The organism is Tardiphaga sp. 841_E9_N1_2 (assembly GCF_051811065.1).
Classification (GTDB): domain Bacteria; phylum Pseudomonadota; class Alphaproteobacteria; order Rhizobiales; family Xanthobacteraceae; genus Tardiphaga; species Tardiphaga robiniae.
The window spans coordinates 4,068,516-4,093,567 of the sequence record NZ_JBPWQC010000001.1 but is presented as its reverse complement, the minus strand read 5'-3'; the positions used below and the strand labels follow the sequence as shown (position 1 = coordinate 4,093,567).

At 58.8% G+C, this 25,052-nt stretch carries 17 protein-coding genes and 1 tRNA gene; all 18 read left to right on the top strand.

The genetic code is table 11. The features are described from left to right. Nucleotides 1-254: 254 nt before the first annotated feature. Nucleotides 255-1,874 carry an ABC transporter substrate-binding protein gene (locus AB8A50_RS19655; RefSeq protein ID WP_439078669.1) on the top strand — a complete coding sequence of 540 codons (1,620 nt, stop codon included), beginning with the start codon at nt 255-257 and terminating at the stop codon, nt 1,872-1,874. A 215-nt stretch (nt 1,875-2,089) separates the two neighbouring features. Then, the gene (locus tag AB8A50_RS19650) at nt 2,090-3,103 is read left to right on the top strand and encodes an ABC transporter permease (RefSeq protein WP_439078668.1); all 1,014 of its coding nucleotides are present in this window, start codon (nt 2,090-2,092) and stop codon (nt 3,101-3,103) included. A gap of 10 nt (nt 3,104-3,113) precedes the next feature. Continuing rightward, a complete protein-coding gene (locus AB8A50_RS19645; RefSeq protein WP_089263508.1) occupies nt 3,114-4,034 on the top strand; it encodes an ABC transporter permease in 921 nt (306 codons plus the stop codon). Between the two features lie 211 nt (nt 4,035-4,245). Beyond that, entirely contained in the window at nt 4,246-6,060 is a 1,815-nt protein-coding gene (locus AB8A50_RS19640; RefSeq protein WP_439078667.1) for a dipeptide ABC transporter ATP-binding protein, read from the top strand. 20 nt (nt 6,061-6,080) lie between these two features. Then, nucleotides 6,081-6,260: a DUF4089 domain-containing protein gene (locus AB8A50_RS19635; RefSeq protein ID WP_439078666.1), complete on the top strand. Its 180-nt coding sequence runs from the start codon at nt 6,081-6,083 to the stop codon at nt 6,258-6,260. Next, a complete protein-coding gene (locus tag AB8A50_RS19630; RefSeq protein ID WP_439078665.1) occupies nt 6,250-7,665 on the top strand; it encodes an AtzE family amidohydrolase in 1,416 nt (471 codons plus the stop codon). The genes AB8A50_RS19635 and AB8A50_RS19630 overlap by 11 nt, the downstream gene beginning before the upstream one ends. A gap of 1 nt (nt 7,666) precedes the next feature. Next, nucleotides 7,667-8,065: an oxalurate catabolism protein HpxZ gene (hpxZ, locus tag AB8A50_RS19625; protein WP_120287485.1), complete on the top strand. Its 399-nt coding sequence runs from the start codon at nt 7,667-7,669 to the stop codon at nt 8,063-8,065. Nucleotides 8,066-8,076: 11 nt separating this feature from the next. Continuing rightward, nucleotides 8,077-8,802, top strand: coding sequence for a GntR family transcriptional regulator (locus AB8A50_RS19620; RefSeq protein ID WP_420878729.1), 726 nt, complete (start codon nt 8,077-8,079; stop codon nt 8,800-8,802). Between the two features lie 213 nt (nt 8,803-9,015). Next, nucleotides 9,016-10,470: an MFS transporter gene (locus tag AB8A50_RS19615; protein WP_439080004.1), complete on the top strand. Its 1,455-nt coding sequence runs from the start codon at nt 9,016-9,018 to the stop codon at nt 10,468-10,470. A gap of 10 nt (nt 10,471-10,480) precedes the next feature. Continuing rightward, on the top strand, nt 10,481-11,296 hold the full coding sequence (otsB, locus tag AB8A50_RS19610; RefSeq protein WP_175369592.1) for a trehalose-phosphatase: 816 nt from the start codon (nt 10,481-10,483) through the stop codon (nt 11,294-11,296). Nucleotides 11,297-11,452: 156 nt separating this feature from the next. Continuing rightward, nucleotides 11,453-12,925: a trehalose-6-phosphate synthase gene (locus AB8A50_RS19605; RefSeq protein WP_170849615.1), complete on the top strand. Its 1,473-nt coding sequence runs from the start codon at nt 11,453-11,455 to the stop codon at nt 12,923-12,925. 216 nt (nt 12,926-13,141) lie between these two features. Next, nucleotides 13,142-13,231: transfer RNA gene (locus AB8A50_RS19600), tRNA-Ser, on the top strand. Nucleotides 13,232-13,310: 79 nt separating this feature from the next. Continuing rightward, complete coding sequence (locus tag AB8A50_RS19595; RefSeq protein ID WP_439078664.1) at nt 13,311-14,894, top strand: DUF6538 domain-containing protein; 1,584 nt, start codon at nt 13,311-13,313, stop codon at nt 14,892-14,894. A gap of 167 nt (nt 14,895-15,061) precedes the next feature. Then, nucleotides 15,062-16,879, top strand: a complete 1,818-nt coding sequence (locus AB8A50_RS19590; protein WP_439078663.1) for a GmrSD restriction endonuclease domain-containing protein — start codon at nt 15,062-15,064, stop codon at nt 16,877-16,879. Between the two features lie 408 nt (nt 16,880-17,287). Beyond that, nucleotides 17,288-17,617 (top strand): LysR family transcriptional regulator, encoded by a 330-nt coding sequence (locus AB8A50_RS19585; protein ID WP_439078662.1) that lies wholly within the window; start codon nt 17,288-17,290, stop codon nt 17,615-17,617. 125 nt (nt 17,618-17,742) lie between these two features. After that, nucleotides 17,743-20,631, top strand: coding sequence for an SNF2-related protein (locus tag AB8A50_RS19580; RefSeq protein ID WP_439078661.1), 2,889 nt, complete (start codon nt 17,743-17,745; stop codon nt 20,629-20,631). Beyond that, nucleotides 20,628-22,322 (top strand): site-specific DNA-methyltransferase, encoded by a 1,695-nt coding sequence (locus AB8A50_RS19575; RefSeq protein ID WP_439078660.1) that lies wholly within the window; start codon nt 20,628-20,630, stop codon nt 22,320-22,322. The genes AB8A50_RS19580 and AB8A50_RS19575 overlap by 4 nt, the downstream gene beginning before the upstream one ends. After that, a complete protein-coding gene (locus tag AB8A50_RS19570; protein WP_439078659.1) occupies nt 22,322-25,006 on the top strand; it encodes a DEAD/DEAH box helicase family protein in 2,685 nt (894 codons plus the stop codon). Before AB8A50_RS19575 ends, AB8A50_RS19570 begins: the two co-directional genes overlap by 1 nt. Nucleotides 25,007-25,052: the final 46 nt, after the last annotated feature.

Genomic DNA, 25,052 nt, shown 5'->3' with positions numbered 1-25,052 from the left:
GAGCCGTTTATGTCAAGCCGGAATCGGGCGAGTAATGACCGGGCAAGCACGCGGAGTGGTCTAAATTTTATGCATATCAATATCTTTGTATGCAACGTGACTGAGTCTCTGGCGATGCTGACCGTCGGAGGCGTTGCAGAAATGCAAGGTTTATCAGATGCCTAGGCGCGCATTAGGGGTTCGTTAAGCTCTGGCACGAAGTTTGCGATGTCTGTTCCCAAGCCGATCCACTCGCGCCCTTGGGGAGAGCAAGAATGAAGCGTCGTGATTTTCTGAAAACCGCCACAGGCGCCGCCGCCGGCGCGATGGTCTCCGGTCCGGCGATCTTTTCGTCCGCCAAGGCGGATGCCCGATCCGAAACCCTGCTGATCGTCTCCGAAAGCGGCCCCAACAACCTCGATATCCATGGCGTGGGCACCAATGTGCCCGGCTATGAAGTGTCCTGGAATTGCTACGACCGCCTGATCGGCCACGAGATGAAGGCCGGCCCCGGCGGCGTGCCCTATTACGACCGCGACAAGTTCAAGCCCGAACTCGCCGAGGACATGACCATCAGCGACATGTCGGCGACCTTCAAGCTGCGCAAGAACGCGAAGTTTCACGATGGCACGCCGGTGACGGCGAAGGACGTCAAGTGGTCGCTGGATCGTTCGGTCAGCGTCGGCGGTTTCCCGACCTTCCAGATGAGCGCCGGATCGCTGAAGAAGCCCGAGCAGTTCGTCATCGTCGACGATCACACGGTGCGCGTCGATTTCGCCACCAAGGATCGCCTGACGATTCCGGATCTCGCGGTCATCGTGCCCTGTGTGATCAATTCCGAACTGGTGAAGAAGAGCGCCACCGAGAAGGATCCGTGGGGTCTCGAATACACCAAGATGCAGACGGCAGGCGGCGGCGCCTACAAGGTGACGAAGTGGACGGCGGGCACCGAAGTCATCCTCGAGCGTAACGACGATTGGGTCTCCGGTCCGATGCCAAAGATCAAGCGCGTGATCTGGCGCATGGTGCCGCAGGCCGGCAACCGGCGTGCGCTGCTCGAGCGCGGCGATGCCGATATGTCCTATGAACTGCCCTACAAGGATTTCCAGGAGATCAAGGCCAACGGCAAGATGAATGTCGTGTCGCTGCCGTTCTCCAACGGCATCCAGTATATCGGTATGAACGTCACCAAGCCGCCCTTCGACAATCCGAAGGTGCGTCAGGCCGTGGCCTATGCGCTGCCCTATCAGAAGATCGTCGATGCCGTGTTGTTCGGCCTCGCCAATCCGATGTACGGCGCATCAGCCGACAAGCCGACCGAAGTCGCGTGGCCGCAGCCGCATAAATACAATACCGACATGGCCAAGGCGAAGGCACTGCTGGCCGAGGCCGGCTATCCCAATGGCTTCGAGACCACGATCTCATTCGATCTTGGCTTTGCCGTCGTCAACGAGCCGCTCTGTGTGCTGGTGCAGGAAAGCCTCGGCCAGATCGGCATCAAGACGACCATCAACAAGATCCCCGGCGCCAATTGGCGCACCGAGCTGAACAAGAAGGAGATGCCGCTCTACACCAACGTGTTCTCCGGCTGGCTCGATTACCCCGAATACTTCTTCTACTGGTGCTATCACGGCGACAATTCGGTGTTTAACACCATGAGCTACAAGTCGCCCGAGATGGACAAGTTCATCAACGGCGCGCGCACCGCCGCTGCAACCGGCGATAAGGCGGCTTACGATGCCGACGTGAAGGGCTTCGTCGATCTCGCTTTCACTGACGTGCCGCGAATCCCGCTGTATCAGCCCTATGTCAACGTGGCGATGCAGAAGAACATCTCCGGCTACCAGTACTGGTTCCACCGTCGACTCGACTATCGCGCGCTCGTGAAGGCGTGATGTGATGGGTGCGAGGAAGCTCGCCTGGTTCGATGACGGGGCGGTTCTATCGTCCCCTCCCCCCTTGCGGGGGAGGGTGGCGCGAAGCGCCGGGAGAGGGGGAGCCACGAACTCTGGCGCTTGGTGCTCCCCCTCTCCCCAACCCTCCCCCGCAAGGGGGGAGGGGGCGCCTTGAGTTTGTTTGCAACTACGTCGATGAACACGAGGCACGCACCATGCTCAGCCTGATCGGCAAACGATTGATGTTCGCGATCCCGAGCTTGATCGGGGTCGTCATCGTCACATTCCTGTTGACGCGCGCGCTGCCCGGCGATCCCGCGGCCTATTTCGCAGGACCGTCAGCGGACAAACAGGCGATCGAGGAAATCCGCAAGAAGCTCGGTCTCGACAAGCCGCCGATCGAGCAGTTCTTCCGCTACACCGCCGATCTGGCCAAAGGCGATTTCGGCAACTCGCTGACCACCGGCCAACCAGTAGCGACTGAAATTCGCAATCGCCTGCCGGCCTCGGCGGAGCTGACGCTGCTTGGTTTGCTGGTCTCGGTCATGATCGCCATCCCGCTCGGCATTCTCGCGGCCACGCGGCCGGGCTCGTGGATTGATCATCTCTGCCGGGTGACGACGACGGCCGGTGTGTCATTGCCGGTGTTCTTCACCGGTCTGGTGCTGGTCTATGTCTTCTATTTCAGGCTCGGCTGGTCGCCGGCTCCGCTCGGACGTCTCGACGTGTTCGCGTCGACGCCGCCCAACGTGACCGGCTTCTATCTGATCGACAGTCTCATCGCCCGTGACTGGGAAGCCTTCAGGTCCGCCTTCAACCAGTTGATCCTGCCGACGGCAACTTTGGCGATCTTCTCGCTGGCGCCGATCGCGCGCATGACCCGCGCCTCGATGCTGGCGATCCTGTCGTCCGACTTCGTCCGCACGGCGCGCGCCAGCGGTCTGTCGCCACGCGCCGTGATCGTCACTTACGCTTTCCGCAATGCGATGCTGCCGGTCATCACCACCTTGTCGATGACGTTCTCGTTCCTGCTCGGTGCCAACGTGCTGGTCGAGAAGGTGTTCGCCTGGCCGGGCATCGGCTCCTACGCGGTCGAAGCTCTGATCTCGTCGGATTTCGCGCCGGTGCAGGGCTTCGTGCTGACCATGGCGGTCATGTATGTGCTGATCAATCTGATCATCGACATTCTCTACGGCGTGATCGATCCACGCGTGCGGCTGGAAGGGTGAGGGGGAAACCATGAACGCTGTCACGCCTGTCGATTCCGAAGCCGTTCCCGCGTCGCAGCCTGCGCCCGCAAAGCGTACCTCCGGCTTTGCCGCGACGCTGTCACACACCCGTTACATCCTCGGTGAAAACCGCGTCACGGCGTTTGCATTCGGCCTGCTGGTGCTGATCGTGTTCGCAGCGCTGTTCGGTCCTTACATCGTACCTTACGATCCGCTCGCCAGCGACACGGCGCAGGCGTTGAAGGCGCCATCTGCGGCGCACTGGTTCGGCACCGATCAGCTCGGGCGCGACATTTTCAGCCGCGTCATCGTCGCGACCCGGCTCGATTTCTTCATCGCGATTGCCTCGGTCATCCTGGTGTTCGCCATGGGCGGCCTCGCCGGCATCGCCTCGGGCTATTTCGGCGGCTGGACCGATCGCATCGTCGGCCGCATTGCCGATACGATCATGGCCTTTCCGCTGTTCGTGCTGGCCATGGGTATCGTCGCTGCGCTGGGCAACACCGTGCAGAACATCATCATCGCCACCGCCATCGTGAACTTCCCGCTTTATGCGCGTGTCGCTCGCGCCGAGGCCAATGTCCGCCGCGAGGCCGGCTTTGTGCAGGCGGCCCGGTTGTCGGGCAATAGCGAGATGCGCATCCTGCTGGTGCATATCCTGCCCAACATCATGCCGATCATGATCGTGCAGATGTCGCTGACCATGGGCTATGCGATCCTCAATGCCGCGGGCCTCTCCTTCATCGGTCTCGGCGTTCGCCCACCGACCGCGGAATGGGGCATCATGGTCGCCGAAGGCGCGTCCTTCATGGTGTCGGGCGAATGGTGGATCGCACTGTTTCCCGGCCTCGCGCTGATGATCGCGGTGTTCTGCTTCAACCTGCTGGGCGACGGTCTGCGCGACATCGTCGATCCGCAGCGACGGACGTAACGATGCAAGCACACTCCGCAGATCGCTTTCTTAACCTCTCCCCGCTCTGCGCGGGGAGAGGTCGACGCTCGCGTAGCGAGCGGCGGGTGAGGGGCAGGGGACCGACCTCGCCATCAACGCAGGTGTTTGCGGATCGCAAGAGCCCCTCACCCCAACCCTCTCCCCGCAAGGGCGGGGCGAGGGAGCCTACCGAGCACGTGGAGACATCGGCATGACCGCTCAACCGCTTCTCGACGTCAGCGATCTCACCGTCGAATTCGCCACGCGGCGCGGCATTGTCAAGGCGGTGCAGCACGTCAATATCTCCGTGGCCAAGGGCGAAACACTCGGCATCGTCGGCGAGTCCGGCTCGGGCAAGTCGGTGACGTCCTATGCGGTGATGCGCATTCTCGACCGGGCCGGCAAGATCGCCGAAGGCTCGGTGATGTTCTCCGGCGTCGACATCAAGGGCGCAACCGAGAACCAGATGCGCGACCTGCGTGGCCGCGAAATCTCGATGATCTTCCAGAATCCGCGGGCGGCGCTCAACCCAATCCGCAAGGTTGGCGATCAGATCGAGGACGTGCTGCGCCAGCATGCGCAGGCCGGTAGTGCAGACCGTGCGGAGAAAGCCATCGAGGCGCTGGAGCAGGTCAAGATCGCACGCCCGCGCGAGCGCTATCACGCCTATCCGTTCGAACTCTCCGGCGGCATGTGCCAGCGCGTGGTGATCGCACTGGCGCTGGCCTGCAATCCGCAGCTCCTGATCGCCGACGAGCCGACTACCGGTCTCGACGTCACCACGCAGAAGGCGGTGATGGATCTGGTCGTCGAGCTCACCAAGAGCCGCGGCATGTCGACGATCCTGATCACCCATGATCTCGGTCTTGCCGCTGCCTATTGCGACCGTGTCGTGGTGATGGAGAAGGGCAGGGTGGTCGAGACGGCGCTGTCGGCCGATATCTTCGCCAATCCGAAGCATGCCTATACCAAGAAGCTGATGCAGGCGACGCCCCGGCTCGGCGTCTCGCTGCGCGATCTGCTGCCGGCCGAAGAACGCGCGGCGATGCCAGTGCAGGCTCTTCTTACCTCTCCCCGCTTGCGGGGAGAGGTCGACGCGCGCAGCGCTTCGGGTGAGGGGGAGCCGGCGAGTGAATCTCTGATTCCCCCTCACCCCGACCCTCTCCCCGCAAGCGGGGAGAGGGAGCAGAAGCCCCTTCTCACCGTCGAAAATCTGGTCAAGGAATACGCGCGCCAGGGCGCAACCGCCTCTCTGGCAAAATTGTTCTCGCGCAAGCCGCCGACCGAGCCGGACAAGTTTCGTGCTGTCGATGGCATCAGCTTTACGGTCGGCCATGGCGAGAGCGTCGGTCTTGTCGGCGAATCCGGCTGCGGCAAGTCGACGACGTCGATGATGGTGATGCGGCTGATCGACAAGACCTCGGGCCGCATCTCGTTCGATGGCGACGAGATCGGCGAGATTGCGCCGAACTCTTTTGCGCGGCTGCCGCTGCGCAAGAGCATCCAGATGGTGTTTCAGGATCCCACGGACAGCCTGAATCCTCGTTTCACGGCGGCGCGAGCCATCGCCGATCCGATCATGCAGCTCGGCGATATCAAGGGCTCCGATGCATTGCGTGCAAAATGCGAAGACCTCGCGCGACAGGTGGGGTTGCCGCTCGAATTACTCGATCGCTTTCCGCACCAGATGTCCGGCGGCCAGAAGGCGCGCGTCGGCATTGCGCGGGCCATCGCGCTGCAGCCGAAGTTGATCATCCTGGACGAGCCGACCGCCGCGCTCGACGTCTCCGTGCAGGCGGTGGTGCTGAACCTGTTGCAGGACCTGAAACAGTCGATGGGAATGAGCTATTTGTTCGTGTCGCACGATTTGAATGTGGTGCGTTTGCTGTGCGATCGTGTCATCGTGATGCGCACCGGGCGGATCGTCGAGCAGGGCCTGACAGAGACTGTGCTGGATGCGCCGCAAGATGCTTATACGAAGGAACTGCTGTCGGCGATCCCGCATCCGCCGTTGCCGATTCATTGAGACAGATCGAGAGAGGGACCGTGGCCGAACCGCTTGATGACTATATCGACGCCGTCGCAAAGGCGTTGGAATTGCCAATCTACGACGCGTGGAAGCCGTCCGTCCGTGCCAATCTCGCGGTGACGCTGAAAATGGCTAAGATGGTCGACGAATTTTCGCTGCCAGATGAAACCGAACCGGCGAGCATCTATGCAGCTTGATCCCGTTATCACCCCCGAAGGCGATTGGCGTCCGGCGTCCGACATCGCGCAGGCGGTTGCCGCGAAGAAAATCTCCGCACTCGCTATCACCGAAGCTGCGCTCGCGCGGATCGCGCAGCACAATCCGGTCCTGAACGCATTCACCGATGTCACCGCCGACCGCGCACGCGCCACGGCGAAGGCGCTGGATGCCGCTATTGCTGCGGGCCAAAGTGTTGGGCCACTCGCAGGCGTGCCATTCGCCGTGAAGAACCTGTTCGATGTCACCGGCCTGCCGACCCGCGCCGGCTCCAAAATCAACCGCGATCGTCCAGCTTCGACCCGCGATGCGACACTGGTCGAACGCATGGAAGCGGCCGGCGCCGTCTTGGTCGGCGCGCTCAATATGGGCGAATACGCCTATGATTTTACGGGCGAGAATATTCATGACGGGCCGTCGCGGAATCCGCATGACGTGACCCGGATGACCGGCGGCTCATCGGGCGGTTCCGGCGGCGCCGTCGGCGGCAGTCTTGTGCCGCTTGCCTTGGGGTCGGACACCAACGGATCGATCCGCGTGCCGTCGTCGTTTTGCGGTATCTTCGGCCTGAAGCCGACTTACGGCCGGCTGTCGCGGGCGCGCTCGTTTCCGTTTGTCGCGAGCTTCGATCATCTCGGCCCGTTCGCACGATCGGTCGAGGACCTCGCGCTGGCCTACGACGCCATGCAGGGACCCGACGCCGAGGATGCGGCGTGTTCAACCCGCGCCATCGAGCCGGTGACGGCGCTGCTCGGACAGGATATCGGCTCTCTCCGCATCGCTGCGGCCGGCGGATACTTCCGCAAGAACCTGTTTCCGGAGGCCCAGGAGGCGGTTGCGCGTGTCACGAAGGCGCTCGGCGTCACACGCGACATCGAGCTGCCCGAGGTCGCCCGCGCGCGTTCGGCGGCCTATGTCATCTCGACCGTTGAAGGCGCCTCGCTGCATCTGGATCGCTTGCGCACACGTCCCAATGACTTCGACCCGGCGGTGCGGGACCGGTTGCTGGCCGGCGCCATGGTGCCGGCGCCGCTGGTCGATCGCGCGCAGAAATTCCGTCGCTGGTACCGCGCGAAGGTGCTCGAACTGTTCAAGGACGTCGATGTGATCATCGCGCCGGCGACGCCTTGCGTCGCGCCGAAGCTGGGGCAGGCGACTTTTGTGCTCGACGGCATCGAGCTGCCCGTGCGCGCCAATATCGGCATCCACACCCAGCCAATCTCCTTCATCGGTCTCCCCGTGGTCGCCGTGCCGGTGCCGCTCGATCCGATGCCGATCGGCGTGCAGATCATTGCAGCGTCGTGGCGGGAAGACATCGCGCTGCGCGTCGCTTATGCTCTGGAGCGGGCCGGCATCGTTGCTGCTCCATCAGCAAAAGGGTTCTGACATGGAAATCGATCTGCCGGACGTCATCGCCGAAGTGGGCGCCGCTTTCGCACGCTATGAGAAGGCGTTGACGACCAACGACACGGCGGTGCTTGGCGAGCTGTTTCGCAACGATCCGCGGACGCTCCGTTACGGCATGGGCGAAAACCTCTACGGCTATGACGAGATCCAGGCCTTTCGCGGTGCACGCTCGCCGGTCGGATTGATGCGCCGCACTGCGCGCACGGTGATTTCTGCCTATGGCCGCGACACTGCGGTCGCCTCGACGCTATTTTATCGCGACACGGCTCCGGGTAAGGTCGGTCGACAGATGCAGACGTGGATCCGCTTTCCGGAAGGCTGGCGAATCGTGGCGGCGTCTGTCAGCCTGATCGACGAACCGCAGGGCGCCAAGGGATGAGTTTCGACGACATGCTGATTCAGCCGGGGAAGCCGCGCCGCAAGGCGGGCATCGCCGGGCCGGTCAGCCGGGTTGACCGTGCCGGGACTATCACCGGCAAGATGACGCGCGCCGAAGAGCTCCGCCTGCAACTGGCCGACGAGATCGTGCGCGGCGTGCTGCCCCCCGGTACCTCACTCGACGAAACCGATCTGGCACAGCGTTTCAATGTTTCGCGCACGCCCGTTCGTGAAGCGTTGCGTCAGCTCACGGCAAGCGGCCTTGTCGACTCGCGCGCGCATCGCGGTGCCGTCGTGGCGCAGCCGTCGATCGATCGTCTCACCGGCATGTTCGAGGCGATGGCCGAGCTCGAAGCGATATGTGCGGGTCTCGCCGCCGAACGGATGCCGGCCGTACAGCGTCACGGGCTGGAGGCCATTCACGAAGAGCTGCGGGTGCTGAGCTATGACGGCAATCCGGATCGCTTCCACGAAGTGAACGAACGTTTTCACAACGCGATCTATGCGGGCTCGCAGAACGAATATATCGCCGAGATCACGCTCGCGACCCGGGTGCGGGTGCAGCCGTTCCGGCGCGCCCAGTTCCGCAATCTCGGTCGTCTCGCGAAATCGCAGGCCGAGCATGACCGCGTCGTCGTCGCCATCATGCGCGGCGATCGCAATGGCGCCGCGGCGGCGATGCGCGCCCATATCGAGCTGGTACGCGGCGAATACGAGCATTACGCCGTTTCGCTCTAGGTCCTAATTCCCCGCATAAAATGGGAACCAACGCGTTCTTCGTGGGTTGTTTCACGGAGAATGTAACCCTCTGGCGCTGAATCACCCGTCACCGCAAGGTTTCGGGCTTTTCGTGTTGATATCGATTTCCGCTTGTCCGTGGGGTAGCGAGCAAATGCTCAGGAGCAAGGCGGCATGGCTTATCTGAGCAGCGCGGATATCGCGGCTTCGCCGATGCCGAGCCAGACGTCAGCTTCCGACTCGGATCGTATCATCGAAACCGATATTCCCGCGCGTCTGGATGCGCTGCGCTGGAGCGGCTTTCACACACGGGTTGTCCTGGCGCTCGGAATTACATGGATTCTCGATGGCCTTGAGGTGACCCTGGCGGGGGCGCTATCCGGCGCGCTGAAGGAAGATCCTGCGTTGAAGTTTTCGAACCTCGATGTCGGCTTTGCCAACAGCGCTTATCTTGCAGGCGCTGTGATCGGCGCGCTGGGCTTCGGCTGGCTGACGGACCGCATCGGCCGGAAGAAACTGTTCTTCATTACGCTCGCGCTTTATCTCACCGCGACTGCCGCGACAGCGTTGTCATGGAATCTTGCCAGCTATGCCGTGTTTCGATTCCTGACGGGTGCCGGCATTGGCGGGGAATATACCGCGATCAATTCGACGATTCAGGAGCTTGTCCCAGCGCGCTATCGCGGCTGGACCGATCTGGTGATCAACGGCAGCTTCTGGCTGGGAGCGGCTATGGGCGCCGTTTGTGCCATCGTCCTGCTGGACCCCGCAGTCATCTCACAATCCTATGGCTGGCGGCTGGCCTATTTCACCGGCGCCATTCTGGGTCTCATCGTACTGTTCATGCGGATGTGGATTCCGGAAAGCCCGCGATGGCTGATGATCCACGGTCAGCCGCAGCGCGCCGAAGAGATCGTGGCCGAGATCGAAATCTCCGCGCATCAGAAGGCCAAGCCGTCGGTTCTGGCCGCGCTGCCGAAGATCAGGCTGACGATGCGCGATCATACGCCGCTGAAGGAAGTCGCGCAGACACTGTTTGTGTTGTATCGGCAACGGTCGCTGGTCGGACTCGTGCTGATGGCGTCGCAGGCGTTTTTCTACAACGCGATCTTCTTCACCTATGCGCTGGTACTGACGGATTTCTTCGGTATCCCGTCCAACCATGTCGGCTGGTATATCCTGCCGTTTGCCGCAGGCAATTTTCTTGGACCGCTGCTGCTCGGCCGGCTGTTCGATACGCTCGGGCGTCGCGTCATGATTGCGGTGACCTACGGGATGTCGGGCATCTTGCTTGCGATCTCCGGCTATCTGTTCTCGATCGATGTGTTGAGTGCACAGACCCAGACCATCGCCTGGATGATCATCTTCTTCTTTGCGTCGCCGGCGGCGAGTGCGGCCTATCTCACCGTCAGTGAGACGTTCCCGATCGAGGTGCGCGCATTGGCGATCGCTGTCTTCTACGCGATCGGCACCGGGATCGGCGGCGTTGCCGGCCCGGCGCTGTTTGGCGTGCTGATCGATACCGGGTCGCGCAATAGCGTGTTTGCCGGCTACCTGTTTGGCGCTGTTCTGATGATCGTGGCTGCGATTGTCGGCTGGCGCTATGCCATCGCGGCGGAACGCCAGCCGCTTGAATCAGTTGCACGGCCGCTGGCCGTGGTGGAGTAACTTCATGAACATGTCTCAGAAAATTATCGAAATTCCTGTCGACGATGCGCCGCATTCCGAAGAGGTACTGTATCCGGGTGCGGAATTGCCACGGCTTAGCGAATGTGCGCTGTTGCTCGATATCGACGGTACGCTGCTCGATCTGGCGCCGACGCCGCGTGAAGTGTGGGTGCCACCGGATCTGGCGACGTCCATGGGCAAACTGCTGCAGCGCACGAATGGCGCCATGGCGCTTGTCTCAGGTCGCTCGATCAACGACATCGATCTGATTTTCGCGCCGATGCAATTCCCGGCGGTCGGCGGCCACGGCGCTGAAATGCGACTATCGGCAGAGAATGAATCGGTCGCGTCAGGCGCGCCGCCGATGGACAAGGAATTGAAGCGTCGCCTTGCTGCCATTGCAAAGTTGAGCCCGGGCATTCTGCTCGAGGACAAGGGCTATGCGCTCGCGCTGCATTACCGTCTCGCGCCGCATGCGGAGAAGGCGATCTATGATGCGGTCTCCGCGATCCGTGCCGATCTGCCGAATGCGCCGATCGAAGTGCTGCCCGGCAAGGCTGTCTGCGAGATCAAGCCGGCTGGTGTGACCAAGGCGACGGGCGTGATCGAATTGATGACGCATGAGCCGTTCAGCGGGCGCCGTCCGATCTTCATCGGCGATGATGTCACCGATGAATCGGTATTTGCGATCATGCCCGGCATGAATGGTCTCGCATTCTCCGTCGGTCGCCGTGCGCAAGGCGTATCGGGTCACTTCGACGAGCCGCGCGATGTGCGCGCATGGCTCGCGCGCTTGCTGATCGACGATGCAGCGAAATCGAAGTGATTCATCTCATGTCTTGATACCGATGCAGATGGAACTCACTGAAAGGTGAGTTCCATCGTCGCGTGCCCGAATTTGGTTTCAATTGGGTCGAATGGTGACGAGGAACCATATTGATGAACGGACGTTTATCGATGTGTGCAATCAGGAGGGGACCCTGTGAATCTCGTCGTAGTCTCAAACCGAGTATCGCGCGCTTCGGCGAATGAGCCGATGACCGGCGGTCTGGCAGCAGCCTTGCTGCCCGTGGTGGAGAAATCTGGCGCGATTTGGGTGGGTTCCAGCGGCCGCGTGCGCGACGGCGCGCAAAAGGAACCGTTTGCCGAAATTGAGGCGCTGGGCGCCGGTGCGCTGGCAATGCTCGATCTGCCTGCCGCGCATTACGGTGGCTATTACGAAGGCTTCGCCAATTCAGCGCTTTGGCCTGCGCTGCACTCCCGTACCGACCTGATCTGCACGTCGCACGATGATTATCAGTCGTATCGCGAAGTGAATTCGTTCTTCGCGCGCGCGCTGCTGCGGTTCCGCAAGCCCGATACCGCGTTCTGGATTCAGGATTACCATTTCCTTGCGCTCGGCGCAGAATTGCGCGCGCTTGGCGTGACGCATCCGCTGGGTTTTTTCCTGCATACGCCGTGGCCGGCACGCGATATTTTTGGCGGCGTGCCGCATCATCGCGAACTGGTCGAGGCAATGCTCGCTTACGATCTAATCGGCTTCCAGACCGAAGGTGATCGCGACAACTTCCTGTCTTATGTCGATGGCGAACTCGGCCTGGACACGACGGGTGGTGTGGTGATGTCGCGTTACGGCGTGTCGCGCTGTGCGGTATTTCCGATCGGCATCGATCCCGCGAAGTTTGCTGCGCATGCTGCCAAGGCGGCGTCGCATCCGGATGTGTCGCGGCTGCGCCGCAGCCTGAACGGCGAGAAACTCGCCATCGGCGTCGATCGCGTCGATTACTCCAAGGGGCTCGTCAATCGTCTCGATGCGTTCGATCGCATGCTGACGCGGCAGCCGCAGCTCAAGCGCTCGGTCTCGCTGTTGCAGATCGCGACGCTGTCGCGCGGCACGATCGAGGCCTATGGCGATCTGCAGAACCAGCTTGCGAAGCTGGTGAGCGATATTAACGGGCGTCACGGCGAAGTTGACTGGACGCCGATCCGCTATCTCAACAAGGGCTTCAGCCAGACCGTGCTCGCTGGCCTCTATCGCACCGCGCAGGTCGGCCTCGTTACGCCGCTGCATGACGGCATGAATCTGGTCGCCAAGGAATATGTCGCTGCGCAGAACCCGGTCGATCCCGGTGTGCTGGTGCTGTCGAAATATGCCGGCGCCGCCAACGAGCTCGATACGGCCCTGCTGGTCAATCCGCATGATGTGGACGGCATGGCGCGTACCATCGCGACCGCATTTTCGATGCCGTTGCTGGAGCGCCGGATGCGCTGGGAAGCCATGATGGCGAAGCTGCGCGCCGGCACCATTCAGGACTGGTTCGCCGATTTCGTCGAGGCGCTTCAGCAAGCCCATGTCGCAAATGACAAGACGCCGGTGGAAACCCTGCCGGTTGAGCCGGCCGTACTCTGGCCGGTCCAATCGCTGGGCGCTGGGGTCGGTAGCCGGTTCCACTGAGCCGCGGCGCCAGCCAGCGGGAGGTCCCCGCGGCGCGCTGGCGCCGGGATTGCTGTGCCGACGCATCGCAAGCCGATTCGCTGCTCGCCAGAGCCAGCAGGTGGCGCCAAGGCTCATCCGAATTCCCTATATCCTTCAATAATTTGAGAAAAACCGCCGGGCCGGGCCGGCGGTCCCTTGCAAATCTCGCTCCGGCCCGTCATGAGAAGGCGCGCCGGAGAGATGGCCGAGTGGCTTAAGGCGCACGCTTGGAAAGCGTGTGTGCGGGAAACCGTACCGTGGGTTCGAATCCCACTCTCTCCGCCATATCTAAGTTATTGATATTGTTCAGATATGCTGTCGCTTGATCGGGTAATGTACCCACCCATGTACCCAAGCGATTATCATGCATATTACGCTCCGCACAGGCGGATGGCGATTCCAAATCAGGATCCCTCGCGATATTGAGCCCGCCTTCGGGCAATCACCGATCCGTTTGAATCTGGGCCCGCTTGCAAGGCGCCGTGCAATTCGTATCGCCCGTTTACTGACTGGTCGTGCTGAGACGGTATTTATGCTCTGTCGCAAGGGGGCAGGGATGACGGAAAACGCGCGTGACGATCTGATCGAAGAGCTACATGAGCTTCTTATCTCGGTCCTGGATTCATCAGAGGCGGCCCTGGAATCGGCCGAAAAACGCCGAAAGCTTGAGCTGGAGGCCGTAACGCTAAATCTGTTGACCGAGCGCGCGGCAGAACAACAGCGGATGCGCGGGCGTCTAGCAGTGCTCAACGGACGAATGGAAGGAATGCAAGAGTCGGTATCGAAACTGCCGAAGCATGCACGCGACCGTGTGGCAGAACAGGTTGCAGAGCTTTCAAATCTCGTTAGGCAATCGTTGGACGGCGGACCAGACCGCCCAACGGCGTCGGAAGAACTGAAACGTTGGATCGAAATCCGGAACGGACATGCGGCAGACAAGAAGGTCCGCACGGATCGTAATCGAATCACGGACTTCCTCAACTTCGCGGGAGATCGGCCTGTCAACAAGTACCGATTTTCGGATTTCCAGAGCTTCGCGAACCTTTTGGCTCGTGTACCGGCTGATTATATGAAGGAGCCAAGGATCCGGCATATGACGCGGCAGGAAGCTGCCGATTACAACGATGGTCTGTCTCCTGCTCGGCGATTTGAAACGTTGTCGGGAAAGGCGATCGACGCCAACTATTTCTCGCCATTGCGGATGTTCTTCCGGACTATGGCTGCGGAGCATGATTTTCGCTCTCCGCTATCTGATATCAGCGTTACGATCCCGGTTGATGCCAAGGAATCGGTCGAGCGATCACCGTTCACGGTTCAAGAGCTAAATCTATGGTTTAAAGCCGCAGCCAAAGAGAAGCGCGCCGACTTGAAATGGTTGCCATTGTTGGGAACGTTGACGGGTGCTCGCGTCGGCGAACTCATTTTTCTTCAGGGAAAAGACGTCTACCAGATTTCCAACGGCTGGTGGGTTGCAGACCTCACCACGACCTTGGCCATTTCAGATGGCTCCAACAAGAAGCGGCAGATCAAGAACAAATCAAGTCGGCGCCTGTTCGCGTTGCATGATGCGCTTACGCAAGTCGGTTTCATTGATTATTGCCGATCACGCGGGCCGGGTGACTGGCTGTTTCCTGCTGCATTCCTCCATGGAAAGGAACGCGTGCAGGATCCAGCCGGTGCTGCGTCGAAGCGTCTCAATGGGCGTCTGGTGAATGTTGGCATCCACAAGCCGCTCGAAAATACGTTTCATTCCACACGCCACACGAACAAGGACATCATGCGGGTTGCAAAAATTGATCCGCGAACCTCCGATCGCCAGACCGGCCACGCCCCAAAGACCGTCAGCGAGAACTACGGCGCCAAACATCTTAGGAATGAAGAGGTGGAGGTTCTCGCGGTCCTACCGCTTCCAGAAGGGTTGGATTTGTCGCCGTACCATCGCAAATGAGCGACCCGTCTTCAGGTTGCTGAGTTCCAGGCGCCTCATTCCAAAGTATACGTCGTGGAGAGGCTGGTCGTCAGTTTTGCCCTTTGCAACGTAAGAGAGATTTGCGCTAGGAATATTTTGCGTTCAGCTGTTCGGTTCATCCTTAGTTCGAGCATTTGGGATTCGAAATGTCTTATGTTTCCTCGACCGTCGGCCGGGTGCTCGACCAGATCAACCGATCCTACTTTCTACCTGCGATCCAGCGCCCATACGTCTGGCAGCCAGATCAGATCATCGCGCTCTTCGATTCTCTTTTGAAAGGCTATCCAATCAGCTCCTTCCTGTTCTGGGAGATTAAGCCGGAACGACGATCAGACTGGGAAATATACAAGTTCATCGAGAACTTTCGCTATGGTGACACACATAACGAGGTGGCTGAATCGGATGGCCGTGACGTCGTTCTCGTCCTCGATGGCCAGCAGCGGTTAACGTCGCTGTTGATAGGATTGCGTGGCACATTCACTGTCCGGTCGAAATATGGTCGTCGTAACAATCCTGACGCTTGGAGCAAGCAGCGGCTTTATATCGATTTGCTCAAGGATCCTGCGATCGAAGCTGAGGATGGTGACCGTGAAGATCTTGGGGTTACTTATGGCCTGAAATTCTCCGAGGAAGAGCCTAAAAGCGATGCCGATCATCTTTGGATGAAGCTTGGAAACATCCTCGATTGCACGAGCGACGATGTTCTGGACCGTCTCGCCGACGAAATGCTCGCCCGGCTTCCATCCGACACGCCCCGTTCCATGCGACGTGTGGCTGAGCGCAACCTGGACCGGTTGTACCGAACTGTTTGGAAAGATGGGGTCATCGCTTACTATACCGAGAAAGATCAGTCCTACGACCGCGTGCTCGACATATTCATTCGGGCCAATGATGGCGGTACCAAACTTAGCAAGTCGGACCTGCTCCTATCGATGATAACCTCAAAGTGGGAGGGCGTGAGCGCACGTCAGGAAATCTATGACTTTGTCGATCGTCTGAACTCCGGACTGGATGCTAGGAACGAGATCGACAAGGATTTTGTTATGAAATCATGTCTGGTTCTGTGTGATCTAGACCAGCGCTACAAGGTCGGTAACTTTACCACTGCCAACCTCAAGCTTATCGAAGACAGTTGGCGGCAAATCAAGGCAAGCCTTGAGGCGACGCTCCGGCTTGTGAATCGCTTTGGCATCGATAGGGACACCCTGACGTCAGTCAATGCCTTGTTGCCGATCGCCTACTATATCTATCGGACGGGCTGCGGCAGCCTCGATGGTTCGACGCCCTTCGAGGCGACAAACTCGCAGCGGATCCATCATTGGTTGCTGGGAAGCTTGCTCAACAGCGTGTTTGGCGGAAGTTCGGATCAGACGATCGGCGCGGCACGTGCGGCGATTCAAGAATCGCTCAAGTCTGGAAGAGACTTCCCATATCGGGGTCTCGTTCAAAGACTAGCATCGCGCGGCAGGGTGACCGAGTTCGACGATAACAATATCGACGCCGTCCTCGATACGACCTATGGGAAGCGCACCTGCTTTTTGGCCGCATCTCTGCTTTATGATGCCCAAAACTGGGGTACAACGCAGTACCACATTGACCACATCATCCCGCGCTCCCTCGCCGACCGTAAGGTCCTTATGGGCAGGAATCTTCCCGAGGCGCGTATTCAGCAGATCCTTGAAAGCGTCAACAAACTCGGCAACCTGCAATTGCTGCTTGGGCGAGAGAATCTTGAAAAAAGCAACACTCCGTTCGGTCAGTGGATTGAAACCCGGGACCGGGACTTCTTGGAACGGCACCTTATTCCTGATGATCCTTCCCTCTGGGACGTTGCCGCATTGCCAGAATTTGTCGCGGCTCGCGAAGGGCTTATCAGACGGCGGTTGCGGGAGCTGAATTTTGACCCCGTCGATATCGATGTGTCTAAGAGATCACAGTTGCAGGTCTCCACAGCGGGAAATTAGAAGGCGCTGGCGTTCCAGATCGGAGTAGCGCCACCGCCAATGAGTCGAAACAATCCGATCAAGAACAGGCAGCCGGTCGGTCGATCGCGTCAGTAACAACGTATGAGCGGACTGCTGCCGACGGCGAGCGGTACGTTCCGCATCGATTCAGGGACGGACTATACCGGATCGCCGATCCGGCTCTTGGTCGCACAAAGCATCATTCTGTAAACCAAATTGCAATCAAGGCCGACGAGATCGAAGAATTTCTCTTAAAAGGATTTCTGCTCCGTATGCGCGGCGAAATCAGCGGCCAGGTGAATTTGATCGTAGCATCCGAAGTCACGCGAAAATCTAACCTAAGCTAGCGTATAGGGGCTCCCGTGTGGGCTAATCGCGCAGGAACGGGCGCAAAAGCAGGTTTCGTGAATGAAGAGCGGTGACACTGAGGCCGACAAGGCCTCGATGCGCTTGAAAGACCTCCAGTTGACGGCGGAGTTGTTGTCCGAGGCCGTTGCGCACGAGAACGGCGCGCGGGAGCGGGTCGCTGAACGGCATGGAATTCAGAAGTCTGTCATCACCGACCGTGTCCGGCGGATGGAGCGATTCTTCGAAGTAAAGCTCTTCACCGGGCCGCAGCGGAAGACGCCCACGGCAGCGGGGAGAAAGATGGCACAATACGGTCCAAAGTTGATGGAAGAAATCGGGCATTTCGCCGCGATTTTGCGGGAAGCTCATGAAGAGGACGAAGTCCACTGAGCGAATTCACTAGAGGTTGTAAAAACACATAGTCAACTGGCGCCGCCGGTCTAGGATGCCGGCCATCGCGATTACCCGAATCAGTCCTCCGGATGGTGGGGTATCCAATCACGGGGCCGGGGGCTATGACGGAATACACCCACTATCACAGCAAGTATTTTGCCCAGCGCATCATGCTGCATGGGCGAAGTGACGAAGCCTTCGCCAAATCTCTATCGACCGCCCGGGTAGATATGAAGCCGCATCAGGTGGAGGCCGCGCGCTTTGCACTCCATTCTCCGCTGTCCAAGGGCGTCATCCTTGCCGACGAAGTCGGGTTAGGGAAAACGATCGAGGCCTGTCTTGTCATCGCCCAAAAATGGGCAGAGCGCAGTCGTCACGTCCTTCTGATCGTCCCGGCATCACTCCGAACTCAATGGCAGCAAGAACTTCTGGAGAAGTTTTCGTTGCCCAGCGTGATCCTGGATTCAAAAATCCATCGGGAAGCCGTCAAAAGTGGGCAGGCGCAGCCATTCAATAACCCCGGTGCGATCATCATCACCTCGTACCAATACGCTGCACGCAAACACGACGAGCTCCACCGTATCGGGTGGGATCTCGTCGTCATCGACGAGGCGCACCGGTTGCGCAATGTCTACAAGAAAGGGCAGTCGGCCCAAGCAAAGAAACTGAGAGACGTACTCGCTTCCCGCTTCAAAGTGCTGTTGACGGCGACTCCCCTGCAAAACTCTCTGATGGAGCTCTACGGGCTGGTTTCCATCGTTGATGACAGCTTCTTTGGCGACGAGCAGAGCTTCCGCGGAATGTACGGCCGGGCGACAGACAAGCTTTCTTTGCAAAGCCTGCGGCGGCGCCTGTCGCCGATCTACAAGCGACATCTGAGAGGTGACGTTCAGCAGGCAGGCCATGTCAGTTACACGAAACGGATTGCGGTCACTTTCGACTTCGAGCCACACGACCTCGAAGCCAAGCTTTACGAAGGTGTTTCCGAATATTTGCAACGCAAAGACTCGATTGGTTTCGGTTCGAAACCCAATCAGCTAGTGTTGATTGGCGCGCGCAAGACCCTGGGATCTTCCATTGCGGCAATTATCCTTTTTCTTGAGAACGTCATTGCCCGACTGCGCAAGAGCGAGGTCGCCGATGTTGGCGTGATCGATGACATCGACGACACGGCCGAGGTAGAGGAGGAAATCGCCGACGCCGCCGCTCTTTCGGCGGATTCAAGCGGGGGCGACGATACCGATGACGATGCCGATGCTGCCGAGGGAATCGATCCGAAGGCGCTCGCGGCGGAAATTGTCGAGTTGCAGGGATATCTCGATCTCGCCCGTTCCATCGGCTCGAATGCGAAGGGCGAAAAACTAATCGAACAGCTTCCGGATGTCCTTGATGCGGTGGAAAAGCTGGGAGGTAAGAGAAAAGCGGTGATCTTCACCGAATCTGTGCGCACCCAACGCTATCTTTCTGAGATTCTGTCGCAGAACGGCTATGCAGGGCAGATCGTATTGATGAACGGATCGAACAACGATCCGGAAAGCCAGAAAATCTATAAGGAATGGAAGAAAGAGAAAGAGGGCACGGACGCCGTTTCTGGCTCCAAGTCCGCGGACATGAAGAGCGCCATCGTGGGCGCTTTCAAATCGGATAGAAAGACGATCCTCATCGCGACGGAATCCGGCGCCGAGGGCATCAACCTTCAATTCTGTTCTCTGCTTATCAATTTCGATCTTCCCTGGAATCCTCAACGTGTGGAACAGCGCATCGGCCGCTGCCATCGTTACGGACAGAAGATCGACGTCATCGTCGTGAATATGTTGAACCGCAAGAACCAAGCAGAGAAGCGCATTTATGAGCTCCTCAAGAACAAGTTCAATTTGTTCGAGGGCTTGTTCGGTGCCAGCGATCAGATCCTCGGAACCATCGAATCCGGAATTGATTTCGAGAAGAAGGTTCTGGCCGTTGTGCAGAGCTGCCGTAGTGAGGTCGCTATCCGGGAGGCTTTCGAGAAGCTCGAAGCCGAGCTGGAGGATCAGATCAAGTCGGATATGGCGGAGACCCGCCAGCAACTGTTCGATCTCTTCGATGCATCCATTGTCGATGTGCTGCGGCAGCGCGCCAGCGACATTGAGCGCACGATGTCGGACTTCGAGCGTCGCCTCTGGCTGGTCGCCCGCGCCGAGCTTCCAGAAGCGAGTTTCTCCAACGACGACATTCCACGCTTCGAGTACGACGGGAAAACGTGGTCGACGGTCTGGCCCGAGGCGGACGAGCGCGGATGGCAATTCTTCAGGTTGGGGGATGGAACACTTGCGGACCGATTGATCGAGGATGCCTGCAAGCGCGACCTTCCGGAAGCGAAGCTTGTCTTTGACTACAAGGCCTATCGGAGTGACGGGCAGCTTCGCTTGTCGGATCTTGAACGGGTTTCCGGGAAGGCAGGCTGGCTCAAGGTTTCCCTTTTGAGGGCAGAGACTGCCCTTGGTTCGAGAGACACGATCGTTATCGCAGCATCTACCGATGACGGGCAGATTCTACCCCAAGACACCGCCGAGCGGCTGTTTCAGGTACCCGCCACCACCGGCGTGGTGGACGTCGCCTATCCGGCCGACGCGATGGCCGCTATCGACGGAGAGGCGATGAAAGCGGCGCAGCAGGAAGCCGAAAACGAAAGTCGGAAATGGCTGGATGAGGAAACCGTAAAATTGGAAGCGTATGCCGAGGATCTCGAAAGCGCCAACAAGCGCCGGGAGAAGGAGCTCAAGGCGGAAGCTGACGCCGCCAAACGCGCGCTTCGAGGCAATCAATCATTGCCGCTGGCAGAGAAGATCGTCGAAGAGCGCCGGATCAAAAAGCTGGAGCAGGAGCGCGATGATCTTGTGTTCGGCAGTTTCCAAAGGCTGCGGGAAATCCGCAGAGAGATCGACGACAAATTGAACGATGTTGCCGCGAAGCTGGCGATTACGCCGAAAATAACGCCTTTGATGACGATCCGCTGGGAGTTGACGGCATGAGTAAGAAAACACGCCTCGAACTCACCTGGATCGGAAAAGACGACCGTCCGAGACTCGAACCGAGGATTTTGGCCGAAGATGCATCGCTCTCGTATCACGCCCGCGAGCGTCATTCTGGCGTCGATATCTTCGATAACATCCTGATCCAAGGAGACAACCTGCTTACGTTAAAAGCGCTGGAGACGGATTATGCGGGCCGGATCAAATGCGTTTTTATTGATCCGCCATACAACACAGGTAGTGCCTTCACCCATTATGACGATGGTCTTGAGCACTCCCTCTGGCTCACGCTTATGCGCGACCGGCTGGAGCTGATCGGGCGGTTGTTGTCAGACGACGGCACTCTGTGGATCACAATTGATGACAATGAAGCGCATTACCTCAAAGTGATGTGTGACGAACTGTTTGGCAGAAGCAATTTCGTCAGTTCGATTGCGTGGGAGAAGGATCAAGGGCGGCGTGGCGATACCGACATTTCGTCTTCGCACGATCACATCTTGCTTTATGCACGTAATCGCGAGGTTTGGAAGAAAGTGAGGAACTTGCTCCCTCGCACAGCGGACCAAGAAGCCCGCTATCGAAATCCCGATAATGATCCGCGTGGTCCTTGGTTGCAGGGGGACAACGGGACAGCGAAAAGTGGCTCTGAAAATGCTCGGTTTCCAATTTCGCTCCCATCCGGAAGAGTTGTCGTGCCACCTGCCGGAAATTTCTGGCGCTTTTCAAAAGAGAATTTTGAGAATGCTCGCGCGGAAGGGCGGGTGCATTTTGGTGCCAAGGGCGACAGTATGCCAGTCATCAAGCGATATTTGGATAAGGTACAACAAGGAGTCGTTCCGCGAACATGGTGGCCAGCCGAAGAAGCAGGGACAAATCAAAGCGCAAAGCGGGACCATCTGCGAAAGCTATTTCCAGATATCGAGCCATTTTCTACCCCCAAGCCTGAAGAGCTGCTTCAACGCATCCTTTTGATAGCCACCAATCCTGGCGATCTTGTTCTCGATTCTTTCGCAGGCTCTGGAACGACAGGTGCAGTCGCCCAAAAAATGAAGCGGCGTTGGATCATGGTCGAGCTTGGCGACCATGCTGTCACTCACATTGTTCCTCGACTGAAGAAGGTCATCGATGGCCATGATCCGGGAGGAATTACTGCCGCGACTGAATGGAAGGGTGGCGGTGGCTTCCGTTTCTATCGACTCGCGACCTCTCTTCTTGAACGCGATCGTTTCGGAAACTGGGTCATCGCGAAGGAATACAATGCTGCGATGCTGGCGGAGGCATTATGCAAGCATCTCAGTTTCATCTACGCACCGAGCCAAGACCCAGCCGAGTACTGGAGGCATGGCCATTCAACCGAGACCGACTTCATCTATGTAACGACGCAATCGCTGACTTACGATGCGTTGAAGAAGCTGTCCGAAGAGGTCGGGCCAAAGCGGACGTTGCTCGTCTGCTGCAAGGCCTTCAATGCAAAGGAGGACAGCTTCTCCAATCTCACGGTCAAGAAGATACCTCATTCGATCCTCGCGAAATGCGAATGGGGAAGGGACGACTATTCCCTTCAGGTCGCTAACCTGCCGGAGAGGGTGAATGAGGCCGACGTTGTTGAGCCGGCTGACAAGGCAGAGAAACCGAAGCGCGGCAAGATCAAGGCGACGTTGCCTCTCTTCGACACGACGGGAGGCAAATGATGCTGCAGCGACAGATTCACCAGATCAAGGCTCGCCTTTCCCTTCGGACACCACAGGCTGAGGCGCTGGATATCCTCGCCGACGTGCTCGAAACGATCGATTTTTCGAAAGAGGTAGATGTGGCTGTTGCTCTTGAGGCAATCAAGGCGACTTATCCCACGGTTACAGACTTCGAACGCGCGTTTCCGTCGCTGTGCTTCGCATTGGCAACCGGCGTCGGGAAAACCCGGTTGATGGGCGCATTCATCGCCTATCTCTATCTTACCGGCCGCTCGAAGCATTTCTTCATCCTGGCTCCGAATACAACGATCTATAACAAGCTGGTTTCCGACTTCAGCCAGCAGAATTCCGCCAAATATGTCTTCAGGGGCATCGCGGAGTTTGCGCAGCTTCCCCCCATCGTTGAGACCGGCGATAATTGGGAGCGCGGCTACGCCGTGCGGGGCGATCTTCTCGGCGATACGGCGGTCGTGTTCATCTTCAATGTCGACAAGATCAACAAGGAGCAGGGCCGCATCCGGAAACTCCACGAGTACATCGGCGAGAGTTATTTCGAATACCTGTCCGGCCTGCCGGATCTCGTGCTTTTGATGGACGAGGCGCATCGCTACCGCGCCAATGCGGGCATGAACGCGATTGCCGAGTTGCGGCCGGTGATTGGACTGGAATTGACGGCAACGCCTCGCTCGGTCGGTGCGCGCTCTACGGCTTTTAAGAACGTCATCTATGACTATCCGCTCGGTCAGGCGATGGTGGATGGCTATGTAAAGGACCCGGCGGTCGCGACGCGCGAAGGATTTCGCGCCGACAGTGTCACCCCGGAGCAGCTTGAGCAGATCAAGCTGGAGGACGGCATCCATTGCCATGAGCATACCAAAGCCGAACTGGCAATTTATGCGCAACAAACCGGGCGGAAGCTGGTGCATCCCTTCATGTTGGTCGTCGCGCAGGATACCGGTCACGCCGGCGAAATCCGGAAGTTTGTCGAATCCGAGGAGTTCTTTCAGGGCCGCTACAAAGGGCGCGTGATCGAAGTCCATTCCGGAACACGAGGCGAAGAGACGGAAGAGGCAACCGCCAGACTCGTCGCGCTGGAACACGATTCACAAACTGACATCGTGATCCATGTAAACAAGCTGAAAGAGGGCTGGGATGTCACCAACCTCTACACCATCGTTCCGCTGCGCGCTTCCGCGTCGGACATTCTGACCGAACAGACACTCGGACGTGGCCTTCGATTGCCTTATGGCCAACGGACCGGAGTCGAGACCATCGACCGGTTGACGGTCATCGCCCACGATCGCTTCGACGATGTGATCAAGGCGGCGCGCGATCCAAACTCGTTGATTTCCATCCGCAAGACGGTGACCGTCGGCGCAGGCGGCGACGTATCCGACGTTGGCGCGCATGTCGTCGAATCTCCTTCGAACGTCGAAACGTCGCTGACCGGGAAAGCCGGAACGTTCGGAGAATCCGAACAGAAGCCATATGTGTTCGAAACGCAGGAAGAGCGCGAGGTCGCGAAGGTCACCTGGGACGTGATCGCTCGGGAGTTCGAGCGGAAAATCAAGACCGGTATCGAGAAGCTCGAAACCCCAGAAATTCAGGCTGAAATTACCCGCATCGTGAAGGAGGTGATGGCTCCAGAACAGGGATCGTTCGAAACTTTCGAACGAAAAACTGACGTCGCGGCAACGGTTGCCAGAGTGACGAAACAGCTCGTCATGAACACCATTTCGATTCCCGAAATTGTCGTTCTGCCGACAAGCGATGTGAACTTCGGCTTCAAGGATTTCGATCTTTCGAATCTCGAAACAATCGCCAAGCAGCCGCTGTCCGACCAGATCATGGTGCAGCGACTGCGGGACGAGTCTCGCGCTTTCCTTGCGCGCACCGTCGAAGGCGTGAAGGAAGAGCGCTTGGAGAACTATTTGGTTCGCCATCTCATGGATCTGCCACAGGTGGACTACGAGACCCAGAGCGAGCTTCTGTTCAAGCTCTCTGGACAGATGGTGAAGCGGCTGGAAGCTTATCTCACGAAGCCCGAGGATGTTGAAAACGTCCTGGTCGTTCACGGGAAAGACCTCGCGAAGTTCGTTTTCGCGCAGATGCAGCAGCATTATTGGGAGACAGCGACCGACTACCGGGCGAGTGTGTCTCGCGGCTTCGTAATGCTCAAACCGCAGGCCTACAATGTGCCCAGCGCGGCGTTCGTTCGAGATTTCCGAACGCCTGTAGAGCCCCTCAGTCAGACACCGAAGTATGTCTTCGAGGGCTTCACGAAGTGCTGTTATCCGTATCAAAAATTCGATTCGGACACGGAGCGTGAGTTCGCGGTGATTGCCGAATCGAAGAGCGAGACCGGCGTGCTGCGGTGGATGAAGCCGGGGATCGGCCAGTTCAGGATCGAGTACGCTTCCGGGCAGTCATACGAGCCGGATTTCGTCGTCGAGACGGACAAGGATAAGCTCATCGTTGAGATCAAGGCAAAAAACGAGATGTCCGATCCGGTCGTACAAGCGAAAGCGAAGGCTGCGCAGAAATGGGTTTATCACGCGAACGAGCACGCCAAGGAGACCGGCGGCAAGCCGTGGACCTATATGCTCGTCCCGCATGATGCTGTAAGGCCGAGCGCCACCTTGGCATCTCTGGCTTCAGCGTACTCGCAGGCAGAACTGATTTGAGGGCGAATCCGCCTCATGAGCAGATTTAGACGATCCGCCCACTATC